Below are 17,251 nucleotides of genomic sequence, written 5' to 3' on the forward strand. Positions count from 1 at the left end.
CTTATGCCCGATGATACGCATCATCATTTTACGCGCTGTTTGTGGCTCTCGCTGCCAATAGCTGGATTGTCAATAGTCTGGCCATCAACGGGTTGGTTTGTAAGTGTAGGTGGCTTATCGGCGGTGGGCGGCTTTTATGGCCTTGCATCATTGCTGGCAAACCCGGCCAGTCGGTTCAATTTTTTTCGGGTGGCGGCTGTAGCAGTTGTGCTGGGAAATGCAGCCGGGAGCCTGTTCAGTTTTGTAACACTGTCGTTTCAGGCCAACGACCTCTGGAAAACTATACTGGAACTCGCCCACACCACGCCCACCGATTTAACACTGGCACAAGCGTATGTCAACCTGTTTTCGCTGGCCCTATTAGTGGTTGATAAAAAACTGGAAAACAGTCAATTGATCAACACATTGCAAGCTATGACCGCTGTTTGCCTTGGGCTTCACCGCAACGCCGTACAGTGGCTGATGAGTGCCTTGCTGGTGAGTCAGGCGTATCTGCTGCAACTCGGCGTGGTGGTTTACGGCGGTAAAGACCTTTCTCAGGAAGGCACGCCAACACACCCGCTGCTGGCCCTAACCGGGCCGTTTGTGCCGCTCCTGCCCTTTGCGCTGGCCTTCTACCAGCGCGGGTATTGGCAACAAAATCAGTACGCCAGAGCGGTGCTGTGCGGTTTATTACTGATGCTCGAACTGGGCTGGTTTTTTCTGCTGGGTCGGCGCAGCATTTTTTTCTTCTTTGTGCTTATGGCAATGGGCCTGACCTTTAATCAGCCGGTAACGCGCCAGTTGTTGCGCCGAAACGCGCTGCCCATTCTATTAACGGTCGGTATTGCCGCCGGACTCGCCGATATATACCATAAACTGCGGGTGCTGTACCGGTTTGAACGTGTTCAGCAGATGCAGTTGGCCGATGCGCTGGCGGGTATTCGCGCAGCCGACGACAGCCGATACGCCGACATTCGTAACCGGAATCTGGCCCTGCGGTCAAGCTACGGCCCAATGGCGTTGGGGCAGTTCGTCAACCTGTTCCGAACCAGTCCGGCTGCACCGCTGGGAGGGCGGCAGTTGGCGGGTAGTTTACTTATGACAGCACCGAGCGACTGGCTGATTGACAAGCGCACGGTGCTGGTCAAAGAATTTTTGTACGAAAGTGCGTATGGCCTCGGTCTGACCGACATCAGCGAAACCCTATGTCTCGAATCGTTCATTGATTTTGGCTGGCCGGGGTTTCTGCCCTACGTACTACTATTGGCCTTATTGCTCTATCCCGCTTATGCAGCGGCTAAACACAATCCGTTGTTCGCCCTGCTAACAGGAGTTATGCTTACATCGCTGGCAATGAGCATGATCGAAACCGATTTAATTACCCTACTGGCAAGCCTGCGATGGCTATTTATTGCTTATATACTAACGCGTTTATCATGACGATTTTGCATTTGCTACGCAGTTCCGGCACAGGCCACAGCATCGAAACTGTGTTTTCCGACGTTCGGTGGGGCCCTTTTATCAACAAGAACTTTACCGTTGAGCCAGTAACTATGCCGTGCATTAGCCGGGACTGGCAGAGCGTTTGGCGGAATCTACGGTTCGCCCGTCAACAGCAAGCCGATGTTTTTCACATCACCGGCGATGTACATTACCTCGCGCTGGCCCTGCCTAAATCCCGAACCGTACTGACCATTCACGATGCTATTCCGCTTGTCAGGAATCGGCACCGGCCTCTTCGATACGCCCTGTTCTGGCTGCTGTGGTATTACTGGCCCATGCGCCGGGCCAGCATCGTAACCACAGTTTCTGAAAAAAGCCGACAGGAACTGCTTCAGCGCGTGGGGCGCGTGGCCCGCAAGGTTGTGGTGGTGGCGAATCCGGTCGGTTCACTGTTTCAGTACTGCCCACAACCGGTTAACACCCGTTGCCCAACGCTCCTCCATATTGGTACAGCCCCGCATAAAAACCTGACCCGGCTCATTCAGGCTCTCGATGGGTTTGCCTGTCGATTAATTATTGTCGGACCCCTGACCGACAGCGACAAAGCCGAGTTGAACCACCGACGCATCGTGTATGAAAATTATGTTGATCTTCCTCAGCACCAGCTACTTAATCTGTACAAAACCTGCGACCTCGTTTCGTTTGTCTCGACCTATGAGGGCTTTGGCCTGCCGATTCTGGAAGCACAGGCTGTTGGGCGTCCCGTGCTAACCAGTGCTATCAGCCCGTTGCGCGAAGTGGCGGGGATGGGAGCACACTTCGTCGATCCAACCAATATTCAGGACATCCGGGCCGGACTTGAGCGCATTTGTGGGGATGTTGCGTACCGCGAAACGTTGGTTGCCAACGGGCTGGTTAATGTTAAAAAGTTTACAATATCTCAAATTGAGCGTTACTATGCGGCTTTGTACGCGTCTATGGGTATATCTGACCCATGAACAAGTTACAAGCTACCGGGCCTTCAGCCATACTTCTATTTGTCGAATACTTTTTGCCGGGCTATAAGTTTGGCGGGCCGGTGCAGGCCGTAGCCAATCTGGTAAGGCTGCTGAAAGATACGTACACGTTTTTCATCGTCGCCCGCGACCGCGACGTGGGCGATACGCAGCCTTACCCCAACAGGCCAGCCAACTGCTGGCTACGACAAGACGGCTATTGGGTCCGTTATCTGTCTCCCGACCAGATTAACCACTTCAACATCAATAGCTTACTTACAGAACGCCCGTATCGGTACGTTTACACGAACAGCCTGTTTTCGCGGTTCACGCGGCAGTTGTTGCTTACGCGCACAAACATACCGTTGCTGCTTGCCCCCCGTGGCGAATTACACCCCGGCGCACTACGGCTGAAAGCCTGGAAAAAACGGCCTTACGTATGGCTGCTGCGGCACTGCAAAGCAAAGGATATCCGCTGGCACGCTACCGATGCTGTTGAGCAGCAATACATCGACACTCATTTTCCGGGCAGCCAGGTTCGGATCGCGCCCGACGTGCCGAACCGGCTCCCCCGAAGGCCCCTTTATCAGAAACAGGCCGGGCAGGTTCGCTTACTGTGGCTGGCCCGCATTGCCCGTAATAAAGGGCTGCTGTTCTTGCTCAACTGCCTGAAACAGCTTCCCAATCAGTCTGTTACGCTGGATATATATGGCCCCATTGCCGACACCGATTACTGGCACAAATGCCAGCGGCTCCTCAACACGCTGCCAACGTCTTGCTGTGTTAAGTATCGGGGACCACTCCCCTATCCGCTGATTGGCGATACCATAAGTCAGTATGATTTTCTGGCGTTACCAAGCGATGGTGAGAATTTTGGGCATGTTATCGCCGAAAGCCTGTCGGCAGGTTTACCCGTGCTGGTCAGCGACCAGACGCCGTGGCAAAAGCTGGCCGAACAGGGGGCGGGTTGGGCCATACCCTTACAGCCTGATGCCTGGCTTACTGTGCTGCAAACGTGCGTTGACATGCCCGATGTGCTATATCAAACGCTCGTTGCCAACGCCCCGCTGGTAGTTGAAAGCCAGAGCAATTTACCAGCAATTGCGAAGCAGTACAACCAACTGTTCACTCCAGAAGTGTTTGCCGATGAGCCGGTTGCGTAAGCTTTTTCGTTTCGCCGGACTGTATGGATGGCAACGAACCCTGACCAAAACCATTGCCCGTAATCGACGCCTGACCCGGTGGTTGCCAACGCATCTACCCAATACAGGCAAAGCCGACGTCTCTGTGATTGGCTGCGGGCAATTCGCATTCAGCACGGTCTGCTTTTTTCTGCGGAAACATATGAAAAATCGCTTCCTGTCGGCCTATGATCCCGACGTGTTTCAACGCCAGTCGCTGGGTCGGTATTACGGATTTCGGCAAGCAGCCAGTACGCCCAACGCCCTACTGACTGAGCCGGGTCTGCGGGTGTTATACGTGCTCTCGAATCACGCGTCGCATACCCCCTACGCCGTGGCGGGGCTGGATCGCGGCCTTACCGTGTACATTGAAAAGCCGGTAGCTATCAGTTGGCAGCAATTGGTTGCCTTATCGGCGGCACAACGGCGTAGTACCGGGCAGTTGGTCGCAGGATACAATCGTCCGTATGCCCCTGCGATACAGACACTTCGCGAGCGGGTTCGCGCCATGCCCAACACAGGCAGCTTCGTGCTGACGATGCACATCAACGGGCACGCTATAGCAACAGATCACTGGTATCGGCACCCCGCCGAAGGGTCGCGCATTTGCGGTAATCTGGGCCACTGGATCGACCTGACGCTGCACGTCTGGCACTGGCGTAGCCTGCCCAACTGGATCGACGTTCGGCTGACGTGCGCCCGCGCTGCAGAACCCGACGATTCGCTTTGCCTCACTCTGACAACCGACCACCATGACCTTGCTACTATCGTTCTGACCTCGCAAACCGAACCGTTTGAGGGCGTTTGCGAGTATATCAACGTTCAGTATGGCAACCTCATCGCCCGCATCGACGATTTCCGGAGCCTGACCTGCTGGCAGGGGCCACATCGCCAAACCATTCGCTACCAGCCTAAAAACCTCGGCCATGAGCGCACAGTGCTGCAACCCTTCCGGCCTAATAACCGCGAATGGCGCGAAGTCGAACTATCGTCGCTGCTTATGCTGCACGTGTATGACATGCTGCTGACCGGAGCCGAAGTTTCCCGGTTCGTGATAGCCGACCAATACGCCTGTTTCGAGCAGGCCGTGAATGAAGTCAATAACTGCCCTATTCCCTTTTAAATCAGACCGTTATGTACCTGTTAACTTTAGTCGGCACACGCCCGAACTTCATCAAAGCGGCCCCGCTGCACCGGGCATTTTCGGCACGCGCGGGCATCAGGTCGGCACTTGTGCATACCGGCCAACACCACGACCAGCAAATGAGTGAGGTATTTTTCGCTCAACTCAATCTGCCCAAACCAGCTTACCACCTCGGCGTGGGCAATTCGTCGGTGCAGACCGTTACGCAACAAACGGCAGAAATTATGTGCCGACTTGAACCGGTGCTGACGACCGAACGGCCCGACTGGCTCGTGGTTATTGGCGATGTAACGAGTACACTGGCCGGGGCGTTGGTGGCCGCCCGCCTGGGTATTCGCGTGGCGCACGTCGAAGCGGGACTACGCTCCGGCGACCGGCAAATGCCCGAAGAAATCAACCGCATTCTGGTCGATAGTCTGGCCGACGCGCTCTTCGTAACCGAGCAGTCGGGAGTAGATAACCTTCAGCGTGAAGGTATTGCCGACCACAAAATTCATTTCACAGGTAACGTACTAATTGACGCGCTGACTGACTTTCTTCCCAGAGCAACTGCCCGCAACACCGTTGGCCGGCTGGGGCTATCGAAAGGTAGCTACGTGCTACTGACGCTGCATCGCCCGGCTAACGTCGATACGAAAGCGGGCCTGCAACACCTGCTTCAACTCGTAGCCAGTACGGCCCGGCAGTGCGTAGTGGTCTGGCCCCTGCATCCGCGCACCCGCGCCAACCTCCAGACATTTGGGCTGCTCAGTCAACTCAACTCACTACCAAACGTGCTGTTGCTGGAACCGCAGGGTTACATCGAATTTCTGAATCTGCTCGATCAGGCGGATTTAGTCATAACCGATTCGGGTGGCATTCAGGAAGAAACAACCTGGCTGCGGGTTCCCTGCCTGACACTCCGGTCTACGACCGAGCGGCCCGTTACGACTACGCTCGGCACCAATCAGCTTTTCCCCGACTTTACGCCCGAAACGGCAGAGCCTGTCATTGCCAGCCTATTGAACAGCCAACCAGCCGATAGCCAGATTCCTCCACACTGGGACGGCCAAACCGCGCAGCGCATCGCCAACATACTGACACAGTGAATCAGCTTATTCAAGACCTCCGCACGGGCGAAACGCGACTAATCGAGGTGCCGATTCCGGCGGTAGGGCCGGGGCAGGTGCTGATTCGCACGCGCCGGTCGCTGGTGTCGCCCGGCACCGAGCGGATGCTCGTATCGTTTGGGCGCGGGAATTGGTTAGACAAAGCCTGGCAGCAGCCCGAACGGGTAAAACAGGTGCTGAATAAAGTACGTACCGACGGACTGCGGCCTACGCTCGAAACCGTATTTCGCAAGCTCGACCAGCCGTTGCCACTGGGCTACTGTAACGTTGGTATTGTGTTGGCCGTGGGCGAAGGCGTGACTGATTTGCATAGTGGGCAGCGGGTAGTCAGCAACGGTCCTCATGCCGAAGCCGTTTGTGTGGCGCGCAATTTGGTTGCGGCTATTCCCGATGCTGTCAGCGACGATGATGCGGCTTTCACCGTCATGGGAGCCATTGGTTTGCAGGGCATTCGGTTACTGAATCCTACGCTGGGCGAAACGGTGGTGGTTATCGGTCTGGGGCTGATTGGCCTCCTCACAGCCCAGTTACTGCGGCTCAACGGGTGCCGGGTTATCGGCACAGACGTAAACGAACATCGGCTTACACTGGCCCGGCAGTTCGGCATTACTGCTATCAACGCCACCGATGCGGTTAGTACCGTTTTAGCGCGTACCGACAACGTTGGGGCCGATGGCATCGTCATAACAGCCTCGACCCGACACGATAAGCTGATAGCGCAGGCCGCGCAAATGAGCCGCAAACGTGGCCGGATTGTGCTGGTCGGCGTGGTTGGTCTGTCGCTGAACCGGAGCGATTTTTACGCCAAAGAGCTGACGTTTCAGGTATCGTGTTCCTACGGTCCCGGTCGCTACGATCCCACCTACGAGCAACAGGGTCAAGATTACCCGCTACCGTTTGTGCGCTGGACCGAAAACCGGAATTTCCAGGCCATTCTGCACCTGCTCGGCACCAAGCAGTTATTGGTTGGCCCCCTGATCTCCGAAGTTGTTCGGCTGGAAGCATATCAGCGCGTTTACGACCGGATGAACGACCCCAAAGCCAGCGGTGGGCCAATGGTGGCGTCGTTGTTTCGCTACACTGAATCGGCCCCGCTTGAGTCGACGCTGACGCTAAACGAGCGGTATGTTTCGGCGGGTTCGAGCGCGATTGGCCTGATCGGCGCGGGTAACTTTGCCGCATCGACACTCCTGCCCGCGCTGAAAGCTGCCGGGGCGTCGGTCAAAACCATCGCGAGTGCCAACGGGCTGTCGGCCACACGATTAGCACAGAAGTTTGCCATTGCCCGAAGTACTACCGATTACCAAACTATTCTGAACGACCCGGCGATTAGCCTATGCATTATTGCCACCCGGCACAACAGCCACGCCCGCCTGACCATAGACGCATTACAGGCCGGAAAGCACGTTTTTGTGGAAAAACCGCTGGCGATCTACGCACCCGAACTGGCTGAAATCGTATCGGCTCAACAAGTATCAGAACGGTTTGTAACAGTCGGGTTCAACCGCCGTTTCTCGCCCTATGTGCAAAAGATGAAGGCGTTGGTGGGTGGTGCGGCATCGCATATGACCCTCATGAACGTAGTGGCGACGATGAACGCAGGAGCCGTACCGCCCGATTCGTGGCTACACAACCGGACCGTTGGGGGCGGGCGCATTCCTGGCGAAGCCTGCCATCTGGTCGATCTGATTACGTTTCTGACCGGGAGCCGCGTTGCGGGCGTTTGCCTGAACACGATGGGGCCGTTCAGCGAAACCGCCGATTCGGCCTCTCTGTTGCTGCGTTATGAAAACGGCGCAACGGGCGTGGTAAATTACTTCGCCAACGGTAGCACCAGCTATGCCAAAGAACGCGTAGAAGTTTACACCCAGGGCAGAACCCTCATTCTCGATAATTTCCGCCAACTAACGGGCTACGGTTTTCAGAATTTCTCGCGCATGACCGGGCGGCAAGACAAGGGACACGCCGAACAATTCAGGCGGTTGGTTGCCTGGCTATCAAATCCCAACATCCGCCCCAACGAACTGCTGATTCCGTTTGCAGACTGCGTGAACGCTACACAAACCATGCTGGCAGCGTTGCAGAGTGGTCGCGATAAGCGTTGGGTGCCCGTAGACACTAATTCCCTGACAACGAGACATCTACGATGAGAGCCATCGGGATCTACTGGCGAACCGTTCGGCATCTGACGTGTCGACAACTATGGTTCCAGGTCTGGCACCGGCTACGGGTACGCGGGCGGTTGCGCGTTCCAGAGCGGGGCGGGGCGGGCCATTGGTTGGCAGTATCTGCGGTTGACACGATGATTTCTGACTCGTACCAGCCCGATTCTAACACAGTTACGTCTTTAAATCAGTCGGTTAGCTTTCCTGAACGTATCGATTGGAATTATGCTTCGAATGGTAAGCTATGGACGTATCACCTAAATTATTTTGACTTCCTGAATCAGCCGGGCCTGAACGCAAGTGCCGGACTGAGGCTTATACGAGACTTTGTCAGTCAGTCGGATACCATTCTTGATGGATTGGAGGCTTATCCGACTTCGTTGCGGGTTATGAACTGGATTCGGTTTTTGAGCCGCAACCAGATTTATGACCATCGTATCGATACGCATTTGTTCGCGCAAACGGCTCGGCTGCGTGGGCGGCTCGAACATCATCTGGGCGGTAATCATCTGCTTGAGAACAGTTTCGCGCTCTTGCTGGCAAGTCTGTACTTCCGCCACCGTCGCTGGTTTCGCAAAGCCAGATCGCTCGTGCGGACTGAACTGAAGCGGCAAATTCTGCCCGATGGAGGACATGCCGAACGCAGCCCCTCCTACCATAACCTGCTTCTCGAACACCTGACTTGCCTGACCGCTGCTCTCCGTGTCGATACGTGGCATAGCGACCCGGCTCTATCGCCGTTTCTGGAAAACAAAGCTGATAACATGCGTAACTGGCTGTCGGCCATTACATTTCAAAACGGCGACTGCCCGGTAATAAACGACTGCATTCCCCTGACTGCCCAGCCGACAGCGTCGCTAACCGCTCCGGCTACGCAGCTATCCCACTCCGGCTATTACTTTTTTCGTCAGCCACAGTACGAACTTTTCGTAGACGCGGGCGCAGTTGGGTTTGATCAACAACCGGGACACGCGCACGCCGACACGTTCAACTTTGTGCTGCATGTCCGGGGTGAGCCACTCATCGTTGACGTCGGCACATCGACTTATGAGCCGGGCGAACGGCGGCAATGGGAACGCAGCACGGCGGCCCACAACACGGTAGAGGTGGCTGGGCAGAATTCGTCGGAAGTATGGTCGAATTTTCGGGTCGGACGGCGGGCGCGGGTTACGGTGCTTGACCAAACAAACCAAACGCTCACTGCCCGGCACGATGGCTACCGGCATCTCGGCCTCATCCACGAACGCGCCTGGACAGTCGCGCCTGACGCGCTGACCATCTACGACCAGTTACACGCGAAAGCCGGTTGTGCCACGCATCAATCTACGGCCCGTTTCTATTTCCATCCCGATCAGGTTGTTTCACGAACCGACGAAACCATTTTGGTCAGAACGACCCGGCTCCTGTTTACATCGTCGGGATCAATCAGGGTTCGGCTTACGGCGTATAAAATGGCCGACGGATTTAACCGGCTTCGCCCGGCCTGCTGTGTTGAAGTCGATTTCACAGGCAAGCTTTCAAGCTTTTTTCACTTTTCGGATGACAATCCTGTACCTGACATTTTATTTTGAACCCGACCTGTCGGCTGGCTCTTTCCGGAACACGGCGTTGGTTGGCGAACTGGCGCGGCAACTCACACCCGCCGACCAAATACATGTAATTACCACCCAACCCAATCGTTATCAGTCATTTAGTCCATCGGCAACGGCGTATGAAAAACGAGGCAACGTTACAATTGAGCGCATCTCGCTGCCTACTCATACCAACGGTTTTCGCGATCAGATACGAGCCTTTGCGTCGTATTACCGGGCAGTGCATCGGCTCAGCCGGTTGGTGCAGTATGATCTGGTCTTTGCCTCATCGTCGCGACTGTTTACGGCCTTCCTGGGAGCGCGGCTATCTCAAAAACGGCGCGTCCCGCTGTTTCTCGATGTGCGCGATTTATTTCGTGAAACCATTCTGGAAATGCTTAACCCAGTTGTGCGCCTGTTGCTATGGCCGTTTTTGTGGGTTTCCGAACGGTACGCCTTTAGCCGGGCCACGCATATCAATTTAGTTTCAGAAGGTTTCCGGCCCTACATCCAGCCATTCCGACAAACTTCGTATAGCTTCTTTCCGAACGGTATCGATGACTTATTTCTTAAACAGCCCGTTGCAGAAACGCTACCAGCAACTAACTGTGGGACAATACTTTACGCCGGAAATATTGGAGCAGGACAGGGGTTGGAAAAAATAATTCCGCAGGCAGCCCGACGTCTGGGCGACGGGTATCGGTTTATTGTCATTGGCGATGGTGGTCGGCGAGCGGCTCTCGAAGCTGCTATTCGGGCGGAAGGCGTTCAGAACGTACTTGTGCAGAAACCCGTTAACCGTGCAGCTTTGGTAGCAGCGTATCAACAGGCCCATTACCTGTTCGTGCACTTAAACGACTATAAAGCCCTGCATCGAGTGCTACCGTCCAAATTGTTTGAGTATGGAGCAACGGACAAACCCATTCTGGCTGGCGTTGCGGGCTACCCGGCTCAGTTTGTCCGATCCTATATACCCAATTCGCTGGTGTTCCGACCAACTGATGCGGCTGGTTTAGTAGAGTTAATACAAAACACGCCCTATCAAACCCAGCCACGGCCTGAATTTATAGAACAATTTAACAGACAGGCTATTATGAGCGAAATGGCGCGGTGTCTGCTGGCGTTTGAGCAACAAAAAAAGTCGGCTGTTTAGAGATGTCCCTAAACAGCCGACGCGTAACTCGCTGTTTTATCACTTCACACTCTTGCCAATTGCCAACAGACTTTCGGGGCTTTGATAGCCCAGAATTTTCTTCAAAACGCGGCCATTACCATCAATGAACATCAGTGTGGGGTAGCCCTCAATTGGATAGACCTGCGACAAGGCCGGGCCTTCCCCTTTTTCCATGTCGATCTTTACATTGATGAACCTGCTGTTGTAGAAATCGCCTAAATCCTTCTTCGTAAACACGTTTTTCTGCAACATTTTGCAGGGGCCACACCAGCTTGTGTAAGCATCTAAAAAGATGATTTTTTTCTCCACCTTAGCTTTTTTCAGAATGTCACGCCACGACGCTTCGGTAAACTGAATCCCCGGCTCTCCGGCTTTACCTGGCTTTTTGGGATCGACCAACGATACAACGGCGTGGGTTGGGGCGGGGCCGAAGCCGATGAACAAAACCGCCAATATCCATGCTAACTTTTTCATAGGTGTACCGGCAAACCGGCTCTTCTTGTGGTTTTTGATGCTATAACGAACCAACAACCCGCTTTCGTTTCTTACTGCTCGGTTGCCGAAGCAAATTAACTCTTCCACGGTAAACAGGCAAACCCTGTGCCATTCTGCCCAATCTTTCCGAACTTTGCAGTTCAGTCAACAGCCAACAATGAACATCCAACAGTTTTGCGGTGGGCAGAAATCATTGTTGACTGATAACTGTTCACTGAAAAATTATGCCCGTTAAGCAAGCCACCTTCTTCGTCAGCAACTCCGACCCGGCCAAATGCCCCGCGCCCGACCGGCCCGAATATGCCTTTATTGGCCGCTCAAACGTCGGCAAGTCGTCGTTGATCAATATGCTGACAGGCCGCAGTGGGTTAGCCAAAATATCAGGCAAGCCCGGTAAAACGCAATTAATCAACCACTTCATTATCGATAACGAATGGTATCTGGTCGATTTACCCGGCTATGGTTATGCGAAAGTGAGCAAAACTGAGCGCGAAAAATTTGCCGCGCTCATTAACGGCTATCTGACCAGTCGGCCTAATTTGGTTTGCACCTTCGTGCTGGTCGATTCGCGCATTGATCCGCAAAAACTCGACCTCGATTTCATGGAAAACCTCGGCGACCGGAATATTCCATTTGTAATCGCGTTTACCAAAACCGAAAAGCTCGGCCCGCAAAAATTGCAGACCCAACTGGAAAATTACCGGGCAACACTGCTCGAAACCTGGGAGGAAGTGCCGCAAATTTTTGTTACATCGGCCATTACAGCCGCCGGTCGCGAAGAAATCCTGGCGTTTATCCGACCTCTGAATAAAGAGTACCTTCAGTCGTTGAGTGACTGAATGGTTGAGTGATTGAATGGAACAATTAGGTCATGTATACACTCAATCATTCCATCAGTCAATAATTCAATCAGAATCTGCGTTACCAGTTTATTACAACTCTATGGAAGCTTTAAAGCAAATTGCCAATGTGGCCGGGTATCCCGGTCTGTACCGAATTTTAAAACCTGGTCGGGCGGGCGTTATCGTTGAATCGCTTGATGATAAGAAGGCCAAGACCATGATGGGGCCAACCGCTCGCGTGTCGGTCCTGAACGATATTTCGATTTACGTTGACGACAACAGCGACGAACAGTCGGTTCCGCTGGCCGAGGTGCTGCTGACGATCAATCAAAAATACGGCGAAACGCTACCCGTTGATCCCAAAGCGTCGACCGACGAACTCGCCACGTTCATGGCCGAAGCCGTTCCGACCTATGACCGTGAACGCGTTCGGGCCACCGACATTAAAAAATTAGTAATGTGGTATGGCATTCTGCGGCAATATGCCCCGGAAGTCTTTGAGCCATCTGCCGAAGAAAGCCCGAGCCATCAGAACCAGGATTAGCCAGGATTGTCAAGATTAAACAGGATTTTACGCTGCGCTTAAACTGTTCGGGACATACGTCCCGAACTTGCTAACGGCGGATTTTTATCCGCAGACACAGCTTTCAGCGCGGACGAATGTCCGCTGTAGTAGGTTCGGGACGTATGTCCCGAACAGCCCGACTGAACCAAAATAGTAGCTTGGACCATCAAGATTAAACAGGATTAACAACCCAACGAAGCAACTAAGCGCAGCGTAGAATCCTGTTTAATCTCGATAATCCCGGCTAATCCTGGTTCTGATGGCTCGGACTTAATCTACCGAACTCAGTTTCACCGTATTGGTACGGCGGTCCTGGGTAAGCGGCATACTCAGCGTATTGATAAAAATATCGCCCGATACTAATTTCTTCTGCGTAATCAGCGTTTGCTTGATGCCTTCAACGGTCTGGTCGATAGTCAGTTCAGGGTTTTGCTCGTAAGGCAGCACCTGAACACCCCAGTACAGGCCGAGCGTGTTGCGCAGTTGCGGGTCGTTCGAGAACACGTACAAATCAGCTTTGGGACGGTGGTGCGACAGTCGCACGGCTGTGTAACCGGAGTTTGTAATACCGATAATAGCCTTCGCCTTTGTATCGCGGGCCAGGCGGCAGGCACTCATCACCACGTTGTCGTTGATAACGTTTTCGCTCGGCTGCTCGTTGACGTGGGCGTGATAGCGGAAATAAATCTTATCGGTCAAGGTTTCTACCTGCCGGATGGTGTTTGCCATCGCATCAACAGCCAGCACGGGGTATTTGCCCGATGCAGTTTCGGCACTGAGCATCACGGCGTCGGCACCGTCGAGTACCGAGTTGGCAATGTCATTGATTTCGGCTCGGGTGGGCCGGGGTGCGTCGATCATGCTTTCGAGCATTTGCGTTGCCACAATTACGGGCTTGGCAGCTTTGTTACACTTTTCGACCAGCATTTTCTGAATCATCGGCACCTCTTCGGCGGGCAGTTCAACGCCGAGGTCGCCCCGCGCCACCATCAGGCCATCGGTAGCAGTAATGATTTCATCGATATTCTGAATGGCTTCGGGCTTTTCGATTTTGGCGATAACCCGGCTTTTTTTGCCTTTCGAGCGAATATATTCTTTGATTTCGAGAATCTCTGACGCTTCGCGCACAAACGAGAGGGCGATCCACTCCACGTCATTTTCCAGGCCAAATTCAAGGTCGGTCCAGTCTTTGTCGGTCACGGCGGGCATAGACACTCGCGTGTTAGGCAGGTTCACGCCCTTCTTCGACTTCATCGAACCACCATACACCACTTCAGTAACTACATCAGTACCCTCTGTTCGGAGCACGCGCACTTCGAGCTTGCCATCATCCATCAGAATGCGCTCGCCCGGATGCACGTCTTTATACATATCCTTGTAGGGTGTACTGACGCGTTCGGCGGTGCCAATAATATCGTCGTTGGTGAACGTCAGGGTATTACCGGCTTCAATCAGGACGCCATCTTTCTCGGCGACGTTGCCAATCCGAATTTTCGGGCCTTGCAAATCCTGCAAAATGCAGAGATTGAGATTATGTTCGGCGTTGATTTCGCGGATGCGGTTGAGCCGCATCAGATGATCTTCGTGGGTACCGTGCGAGAAATTAAGCCGGAATACATTGACGCCAGCCTGGGCCAGAGCCAGCAGTTGTTCTTTTGTCTCAGAAGCCGGACCAACGGTGGCTACAATCTTGGTTTTCTTGGACATGAGGGGACAGAAAAGTTGGGCAGATTGGCCGAAGGCCGCTGCAAAAATAACCGGACATGTAGATAAACCGGCGTATTCGCAGAAATTTTACGGGCAGAAGCAAAACTAAGCTCTGCTTGGATATTGTTGCCCGGATAAGCAGTTCCTGTATTGTGTAGAGTGAAATGATAACCTCCTGCTTCACAAATTTACCTCAGTAACGTTTAGTATATCATGCAACAAGTTCGGCTGTTATCACTGCAATCCCAACTCCTGCCAAACCTGATCGCGGGTTAGCCATTTGGTAGTTTCAGCTTTTGTTTTTAACAATTGAACGTAATCGAAAAAGTCTTCGAGCGAGTCGAACTCTGTCAACTCATCGGCCAAAGTACGATATGCCTGATACGGCAGCACGGCAAACTTAGGTTCGCCATTTTCTTCAATAATTTGAGCTTGCAGTGTCATCTATATATGTCTTTTCTGCTTCCTACATTAACCACTTCGATAATTCGCAATTTATCCTCTCGGCTAAACAGAACCTGGTAATTACCAACTCGTAAACGAAAACCAGCTATAGGATGATTCATTAACTGCTTAACATTGGCCGCTTCGCCCGGATTAGCAGCCAGTTCATCAAGTTTTACCAAAATTCGCTTCGCGTCTGCCTTCGGTATTTTTTTGAGGTTTTTGGTAGCTTTCTCCGTGAACAACAACTCGTACATGCGTGGCAAATAGTGGATAGAAATACAATCAAATCAAATGTACGCCAAATACTAATCTCCATCAAAACGTCAGTTCCCGAATCTTGTCCATATACGACCGGCTGACACGCACGACGTCGCCGTTTTGCAGAATGACGTCGTAGCTCGATGGGTACTTCTGGATTTCACGCACAAAATTCAGGTTGATAATATCGGAACGATGTACGCGCAGAAACTGCTTCGGGTTGAGTTTGGCTTCGAGTGCGCTGATGCCGTAGTTGCTCAGGTGTTTGCCGTTTGCTGTTACGAGCGTGGCATAGTCGCCCTCGGCTTCGATACGCAGAATATCGGATACGGCCACCGTAACGAGTCGATTGCCGGTTTGCACCAGAATTTTTTCGGGATAATCGGCGGTTGCTAACAGGCTTTCGGCCAGCGGCTGAATCTTCTGGAGATTGGTTTGCCGCCCGTCGGTTATGCGTTGAATGGCCTGCGCAAAGCGGTCGCGGGTGTAGGGTTTGAGCAGGTAATCGACCGCATGTACCTCGAACGCCCGAAGCGCGTATTGGTCGTAGGCAGTCGAAAAAATAATCTGCGGAATCTCATCGATGTGTTTCAGCACGTCGAACCCCGTCAGGCCGGGCATCTGCACGTCTAAGAAAATCAGATCGGGCCGGAACTCGTTGATGAGCCGCACGGCATCGACGCCATTGTTGGCTTCGCCCACCACAATCAGCGTTGGGTAGGCTTCCAGATACTGCCGAATCAGCATACGCCCGGCGGCTTCATCGTCAATTATGATTACTTTCTGCATATGTTTTTGTGACACAGAGATGCACCAAGACGCACGGAGATACACGGAGGATTATTTTAAAAATATCTTGGTGTATCTCTGTGTGTTCTCTGTGCATCTCTGTGTCATAACTTCTCTAAACTGGTATCTCGAATTGCACCCGCAGTCCGTGGGGCTGAACCGGGCTGATGTGTAGTTCGTGGCCGTACATTTTCGACAGCCGCATCCGGGTATTTGCCAGCCCAACGCCGTTACCGCTAATCGCTGAGCCGTTCAATCCCACGCCCGTATCGGCCACCTCGACCGCCAGGTGTCCATTTTGTCGGTCTATTTTTATCAGCACGTCGCCACCATCGATGAGCGGAGCAATGCCGTGCCGAACCGAGTTTTCAATGAGTGGTTGCAACAGCATAGGCGGCATGGGCTGGTTCAGAACGTCGTCGGATACGTCGAAGTAAACGCGCAGCCGGTCGCCGAAGCGGGCTTTTTCGAGGTCTAAGTATTTACGGACGAAGGCTATTTCGTCGGCTACAGTTACCAGATCTGTGCGCGATGCCTGAAGCTGATAGCGGAACAGGTCGGCGAGGTCGGCCAGCAGTTCGCGGGTGTGTTCCTGAGCGGGCGGCACCGTCGCGCTGATCGTGTTGAACACGTTGTACAGGAAGTGCGGATTTAACTGTGCTTTCAGTGCCGAGAGTTCACTTTTTACGGCCAGTTCGCGGAGTTCGACTTCGCGGATACGCTGTTGCTGATAGTCGCGGTAGTAAGCATAGGCATGAAAAACACCAAACTGAACGAGGTAAAACAACGCGCCAATGTAGGTGTCCCAAATTTGGGCACTGTCGCGCAGCCGGCCAAGTTTAAACGCATCGGCAATGGCATAATAGGTACTTTGCCAAACCATTATAAAGAGCGGCAACAAGACAACGTGCAGCAGTACACGGTGGAACAAAGGCCAGTATCGCAACCGCACAAACAGCAAATACCAGACGGGAGCCGTCAGCAAAAGTTTCAGTCCGTATTCAAACGTGTTACGGGGCAAGTACGCCAGAAAATCGGCCCCAAATGATTGTTTCGACCATGTTTGCTGGCTGATCGTCAGTGACACGGTGTACAGCAGTATGGCAGCCGCGTACATACCCAGCACCAGCGCGAGTTGGCGGTACGTAATTCCCCAGAAAGCCGTGCGGTTCCAGTTCATGATCTTCTATAATTGTTACACAGAGATGCACAGAGTTTAAGGAGATGCACAGAGACGTATATGTGGAAAGGGCCTCTGTGAAACTCCATGTCTACTCTGTGCATCTCTGTGTAACAAAGTAAATCTGTGCATCTCTGTGTAACAAAATAAATCTGTGCATCTCTGTGTAACAAAGTAAACTAATTGCGTTCGTCAAACTCCGGC

The 17,251-nt window shown here is 53.2% G+C and carries 16 protein-coding genes; 10 read left to right on the forward strand and 6 right to left on the reverse strand.

The features are described from left to right. Positions 1–3: 3 nt before the first annotated feature. The 8 genes from AWR27_RS15475 to AWR27_RS15510 are packed head-to-tail and all read left to right on the forward strand — an operon-like array spanning position 4 to position 10,743. Positions 4–1,422 carry a hypothetical protein gene (locus tag AWR27_RS15475; RefSeq protein ID WP_157579237.1) on the forward strand — a complete coding sequence of 473 codons (1,419 nt, stop codon included), beginning with the start codon at positions 4–6 and terminating at the stop codon, positions 1,420–1,422. Then, complete coding sequence (locus tag AWR27_RS15480) at positions 1,419–2,423, forward strand: glycosyltransferase family 4 protein (protein WP_077132000.1); 1,005 nt, start codon at positions 1,419–1,421, stop codon at positions 2,421–2,423. The genes AWR27_RS15475 and AWR27_RS15480 overlap by 4 nt, the downstream gene beginning before the upstream one ends. Beyond that, the gene (locus tag AWR27_RS15485; protein ID WP_077132001.1) at positions 2,420–3,583 is read left to right on the forward strand and encodes a glycosyltransferase; all 1,164 of its coding nucleotides are present in this window, start codon (positions 2,420–2,422) and stop codon (positions 3,581–3,583) included. The genes AWR27_RS15480 and AWR27_RS15485 overlap by 4 nt, the downstream gene beginning before the upstream one ends. After that, complete coding sequence (locus AWR27_RS15490; RefSeq protein ID WP_077132002.1) at positions 3,567–4,724, forward strand: Gfo/Idh/MocA family protein; 1,158 nt, start codon at positions 3,567–3,569, stop codon at positions 4,722–4,724. Before AWR27_RS15485 ends, AWR27_RS15490 begins: the two co-directional genes overlap by 17 nt. An 11-nt stretch (positions 4,725–4,735) precedes the next feature. Then, positions 4,736–5,833: a non-hydrolyzing UDP-N-acetylglucosamine 2-epimerase gene (wecB, locus tag AWR27_RS15495; RefSeq protein ID WP_077132003.1), complete on the forward strand. Its 1,098-nt coding sequence runs from the start codon at positions 4,736–4,738 to the stop codon at positions 5,831–5,833. After that, positions 5,830–8,004, forward strand: a complete 2,175-nt coding sequence (locus AWR27_RS15500; protein WP_077132004.1) for a bi-domain-containing oxidoreductase — start codon at positions 5,830–5,832, stop codon at positions 8,002–8,004. Before wecB ends, AWR27_RS15500 begins: the two co-directional genes overlap by 4 nt. Beyond that, positions 8,001–9,590, forward strand: a complete 1,590-nt coding sequence (locus tag AWR27_RS15505; RefSeq protein WP_077132005.1) for a heparinase II/III family protein — start codon at positions 8,001–8,003, stop codon at positions 9,588–9,590. Before AWR27_RS15500 ends, AWR27_RS15505 begins: the two co-directional genes overlap by 4 nt. Beyond that, the gene (locus tag AWR27_RS15510; protein WP_077132006.1) at positions 9,559–10,743 is read left to right on the forward strand and encodes a glycosyltransferase family 4 protein; all 1,185 of its coding nucleotides are present in this window, start codon (positions 9,559–9,561) and stop codon (positions 10,741–10,743) included. Before AWR27_RS15505 ends, AWR27_RS15510 begins: the two co-directional genes overlap by 32 nt. Before the next feature lie 39 nt (positions 10,744–10,782). On the opposite strand, the gene AWR27_RS15515 is transcribed toward AWR27_RS15510, so the two are convergent. After that, the gene (locus AWR27_RS15515; protein ID WP_077134024.1) at positions 10,783–11,238 is read right to left on the reverse strand and encodes a thioredoxin family protein; all 456 of its coding nucleotides are present in this window, start codon (positions 11,236–11,238) and stop codon (positions 10,783–10,785) included. A 245-nt stretch (positions 11,239–11,483) separates the two neighbouring features. Between AWR27_RS15515 and yihA the strand changes: the two genes are divergently transcribed. Continuing rightward, the gene (gene yihA / locus AWR27_RS15520; RefSeq protein ID WP_077132007.1) at positions 11,484–12,098 is read left to right on the forward strand and encodes a ribosome biogenesis GTP-binding protein YihA/YsxC; all 615 of its coding nucleotides are present in this window, start codon (positions 11,484–11,486) and stop codon (positions 12,096–12,098) included. A 103-nt stretch (positions 12,099–12,201) separates the two neighbouring features. Further along, the gene (locus tag AWR27_RS15525) at positions 12,202–12,645 is read left to right on the forward strand and encodes a DUF5606 family protein (protein WP_077132008.1); all 444 of its coding nucleotides are present in this window, start codon (positions 12,202–12,204) and stop codon (positions 12,643–12,645) included. 291 nt (positions 12,646–12,936) lie between these two features. Here AWR27_RS15525 and pyk read toward each other — a convergent pair whose 3' ends face one another. The 5 genes from pyk to AWR27_RS15550 form a co-directional block, all read right to left on the reverse strand. Further along, positions 12,937–14,373: a pyruvate kinase gene (gene pyk, locus AWR27_RS15530; protein ID WP_077132009.1), complete on the reverse strand. Its 1,437-nt coding sequence runs from the start codon at positions 14,371–14,373 to the stop codon at positions 12,937–12,939. Positions 14,374–14,607: 234 nt separating this feature from the next. After that, complete coding sequence (locus AWR27_RS15535) at positions 14,608–14,817, reverse strand: prevent-host-death family protein (protein ID WP_077132010.1); 210 nt, start codon at positions 14,815–14,817, stop codon at positions 14,608–14,610. Beyond that, on the reverse strand, positions 14,814–15,074 hold the full coding sequence (locus AWR27_RS15540; RefSeq protein ID WP_077132011.1) for a type II toxin-antitoxin system RelE family toxin: 261 nt from the start codon (positions 15,072–15,074) through the stop codon (positions 14,814–14,816). The genes AWR27_RS15535 and AWR27_RS15540 overlap by 4 nt, the downstream gene beginning before the upstream one ends. Before the next feature lie 61 nt (positions 15,075–15,135). Further along, complete coding sequence (locus AWR27_RS15545) at positions 15,136–15,867, reverse strand: LytR/AlgR family response regulator transcription factor (protein WP_077132012.1); 732 nt, start codon at positions 15,865–15,867, stop codon at positions 15,136–15,138. Positions 15,868–15,982: 115 nt separating this feature from the next. Next, complete coding sequence (locus tag AWR27_RS15550) at positions 15,983–17,047, reverse strand: sensor histidine kinase (protein ID WP_077132013.1); 1,065 nt, start codon at positions 17,045–17,047, stop codon at positions 15,983–15,985. Between the last annotated feature and the right edge of the window lie 204 nt (positions 17,048–17,251).

The sequence above is a fragment of the Spirosoma montaniterrae genome (assembly GCF_001988955.1).
Lineage (GTDB): Bacteria > Bacteroidota > Bacteroidia > Cytophagales > Spirosomataceae > Spirosoma > Spirosoma montaniterrae.

Bases quoted from the DNA above. Each gene is read 5' to 3' on its own strand.
- AWR27_RS15475 (WP_157579237.1), top strand. From the start codon at position 4: ATGCCCGATGATACGCATCATCATTTTACGCGCTGTTTGTGGCTCTCG.
- AWR27_RS15480 (WP_077132000.1), top strand. From the start codon at position 1,419: ATGACGATTTTGCATTTGCTACGCAGTTCCGGCACAGGCCACAGCATC.
- AWR27_RS15485 (WP_077132001.1), top strand. From the start codon at position 2,420: ATGAACAAGTTACAAGCTACCGGGCCTTCAGCCATACTTCTATTTGTC.
- AWR27_RS15490 (WP_077132002.1), top strand. From the start codon at position 3,567: ATGAGCCGGTTGCGTAAGCTTTTTCGTTTCGCCGGACTGTATGGATGG.
- wecB (WP_077132003.1), top strand. From the start codon at position 4,736: ATGTACCTGTTAACTTTAGTCGGCACACGCCCGAACTTCATCAAAGCG.
- AWR27_RS15505 (WP_077132005.1), top strand. From the start codon at position 8,001: ATGAGAGCCATCGGGATCTACTGGCGAACCGTTCGGCATCTGACGTGT.
- AWR27_RS15510 (WP_077132006.1), top strand. From the start codon at position 9,559: ATGACAATCCTGTACCTGACATTTTATTTTGAACCCGACCTGTCGGCT.
- AWR27_RS15515 (WP_077134024.1), bottom strand. From the start codon at position 11,238: ATGAAAAAGTTAGCATGGATATTGGCGGTTTTGTTCATCGGCTTCGGC.
- yihA (WP_077132007.1), top strand. From the start codon at position 11,484: ATGCCCGTTAAGCAAGCCACCTTCTTCGTCAGCAACTCCGACCCGGCC.
- AWR27_RS15525 (WP_077132008.1), top strand. From the start codon at position 12,202: ATGGAAGCTTTAAAGCAAATTGCCAATGTGGCCGGGTATCCCGGTCTG.
- pyk (WP_077132009.1), bottom strand. From the start codon at position 14,373: ATGTCCAAGAAAACCAAGATTGTAGCCACCGTTGGTCCGGCTTCTGAG.
- AWR27_RS15535 (WP_077132010.1), bottom strand. From the start codon at position 14,817: ATGACACTGCAAGCTCAAATTATTGAAGAAAATGGCGAACCTAAGTTT.
- AWR27_RS15540 (WP_077132011.1), bottom strand. From the start codon at position 15,074: ATGTACGAGTTGTTGTTCACGGAGAAAGCTACCAAAAACCTCAAAAAA.
- AWR27_RS15545 (WP_077132012.1), bottom strand. From the start codon at position 15,867: ATGCAGAAAGTAATCATAATTGACGATGAAGCCGCCGGGCGTATGCTG.
- AWR27_RS15550 (WP_077132013.1), bottom strand. From the start codon at position 17,047: ATGAACTGGAACCGCACGGCTTTCTGGGGAATTACGTACCGCCAACTC.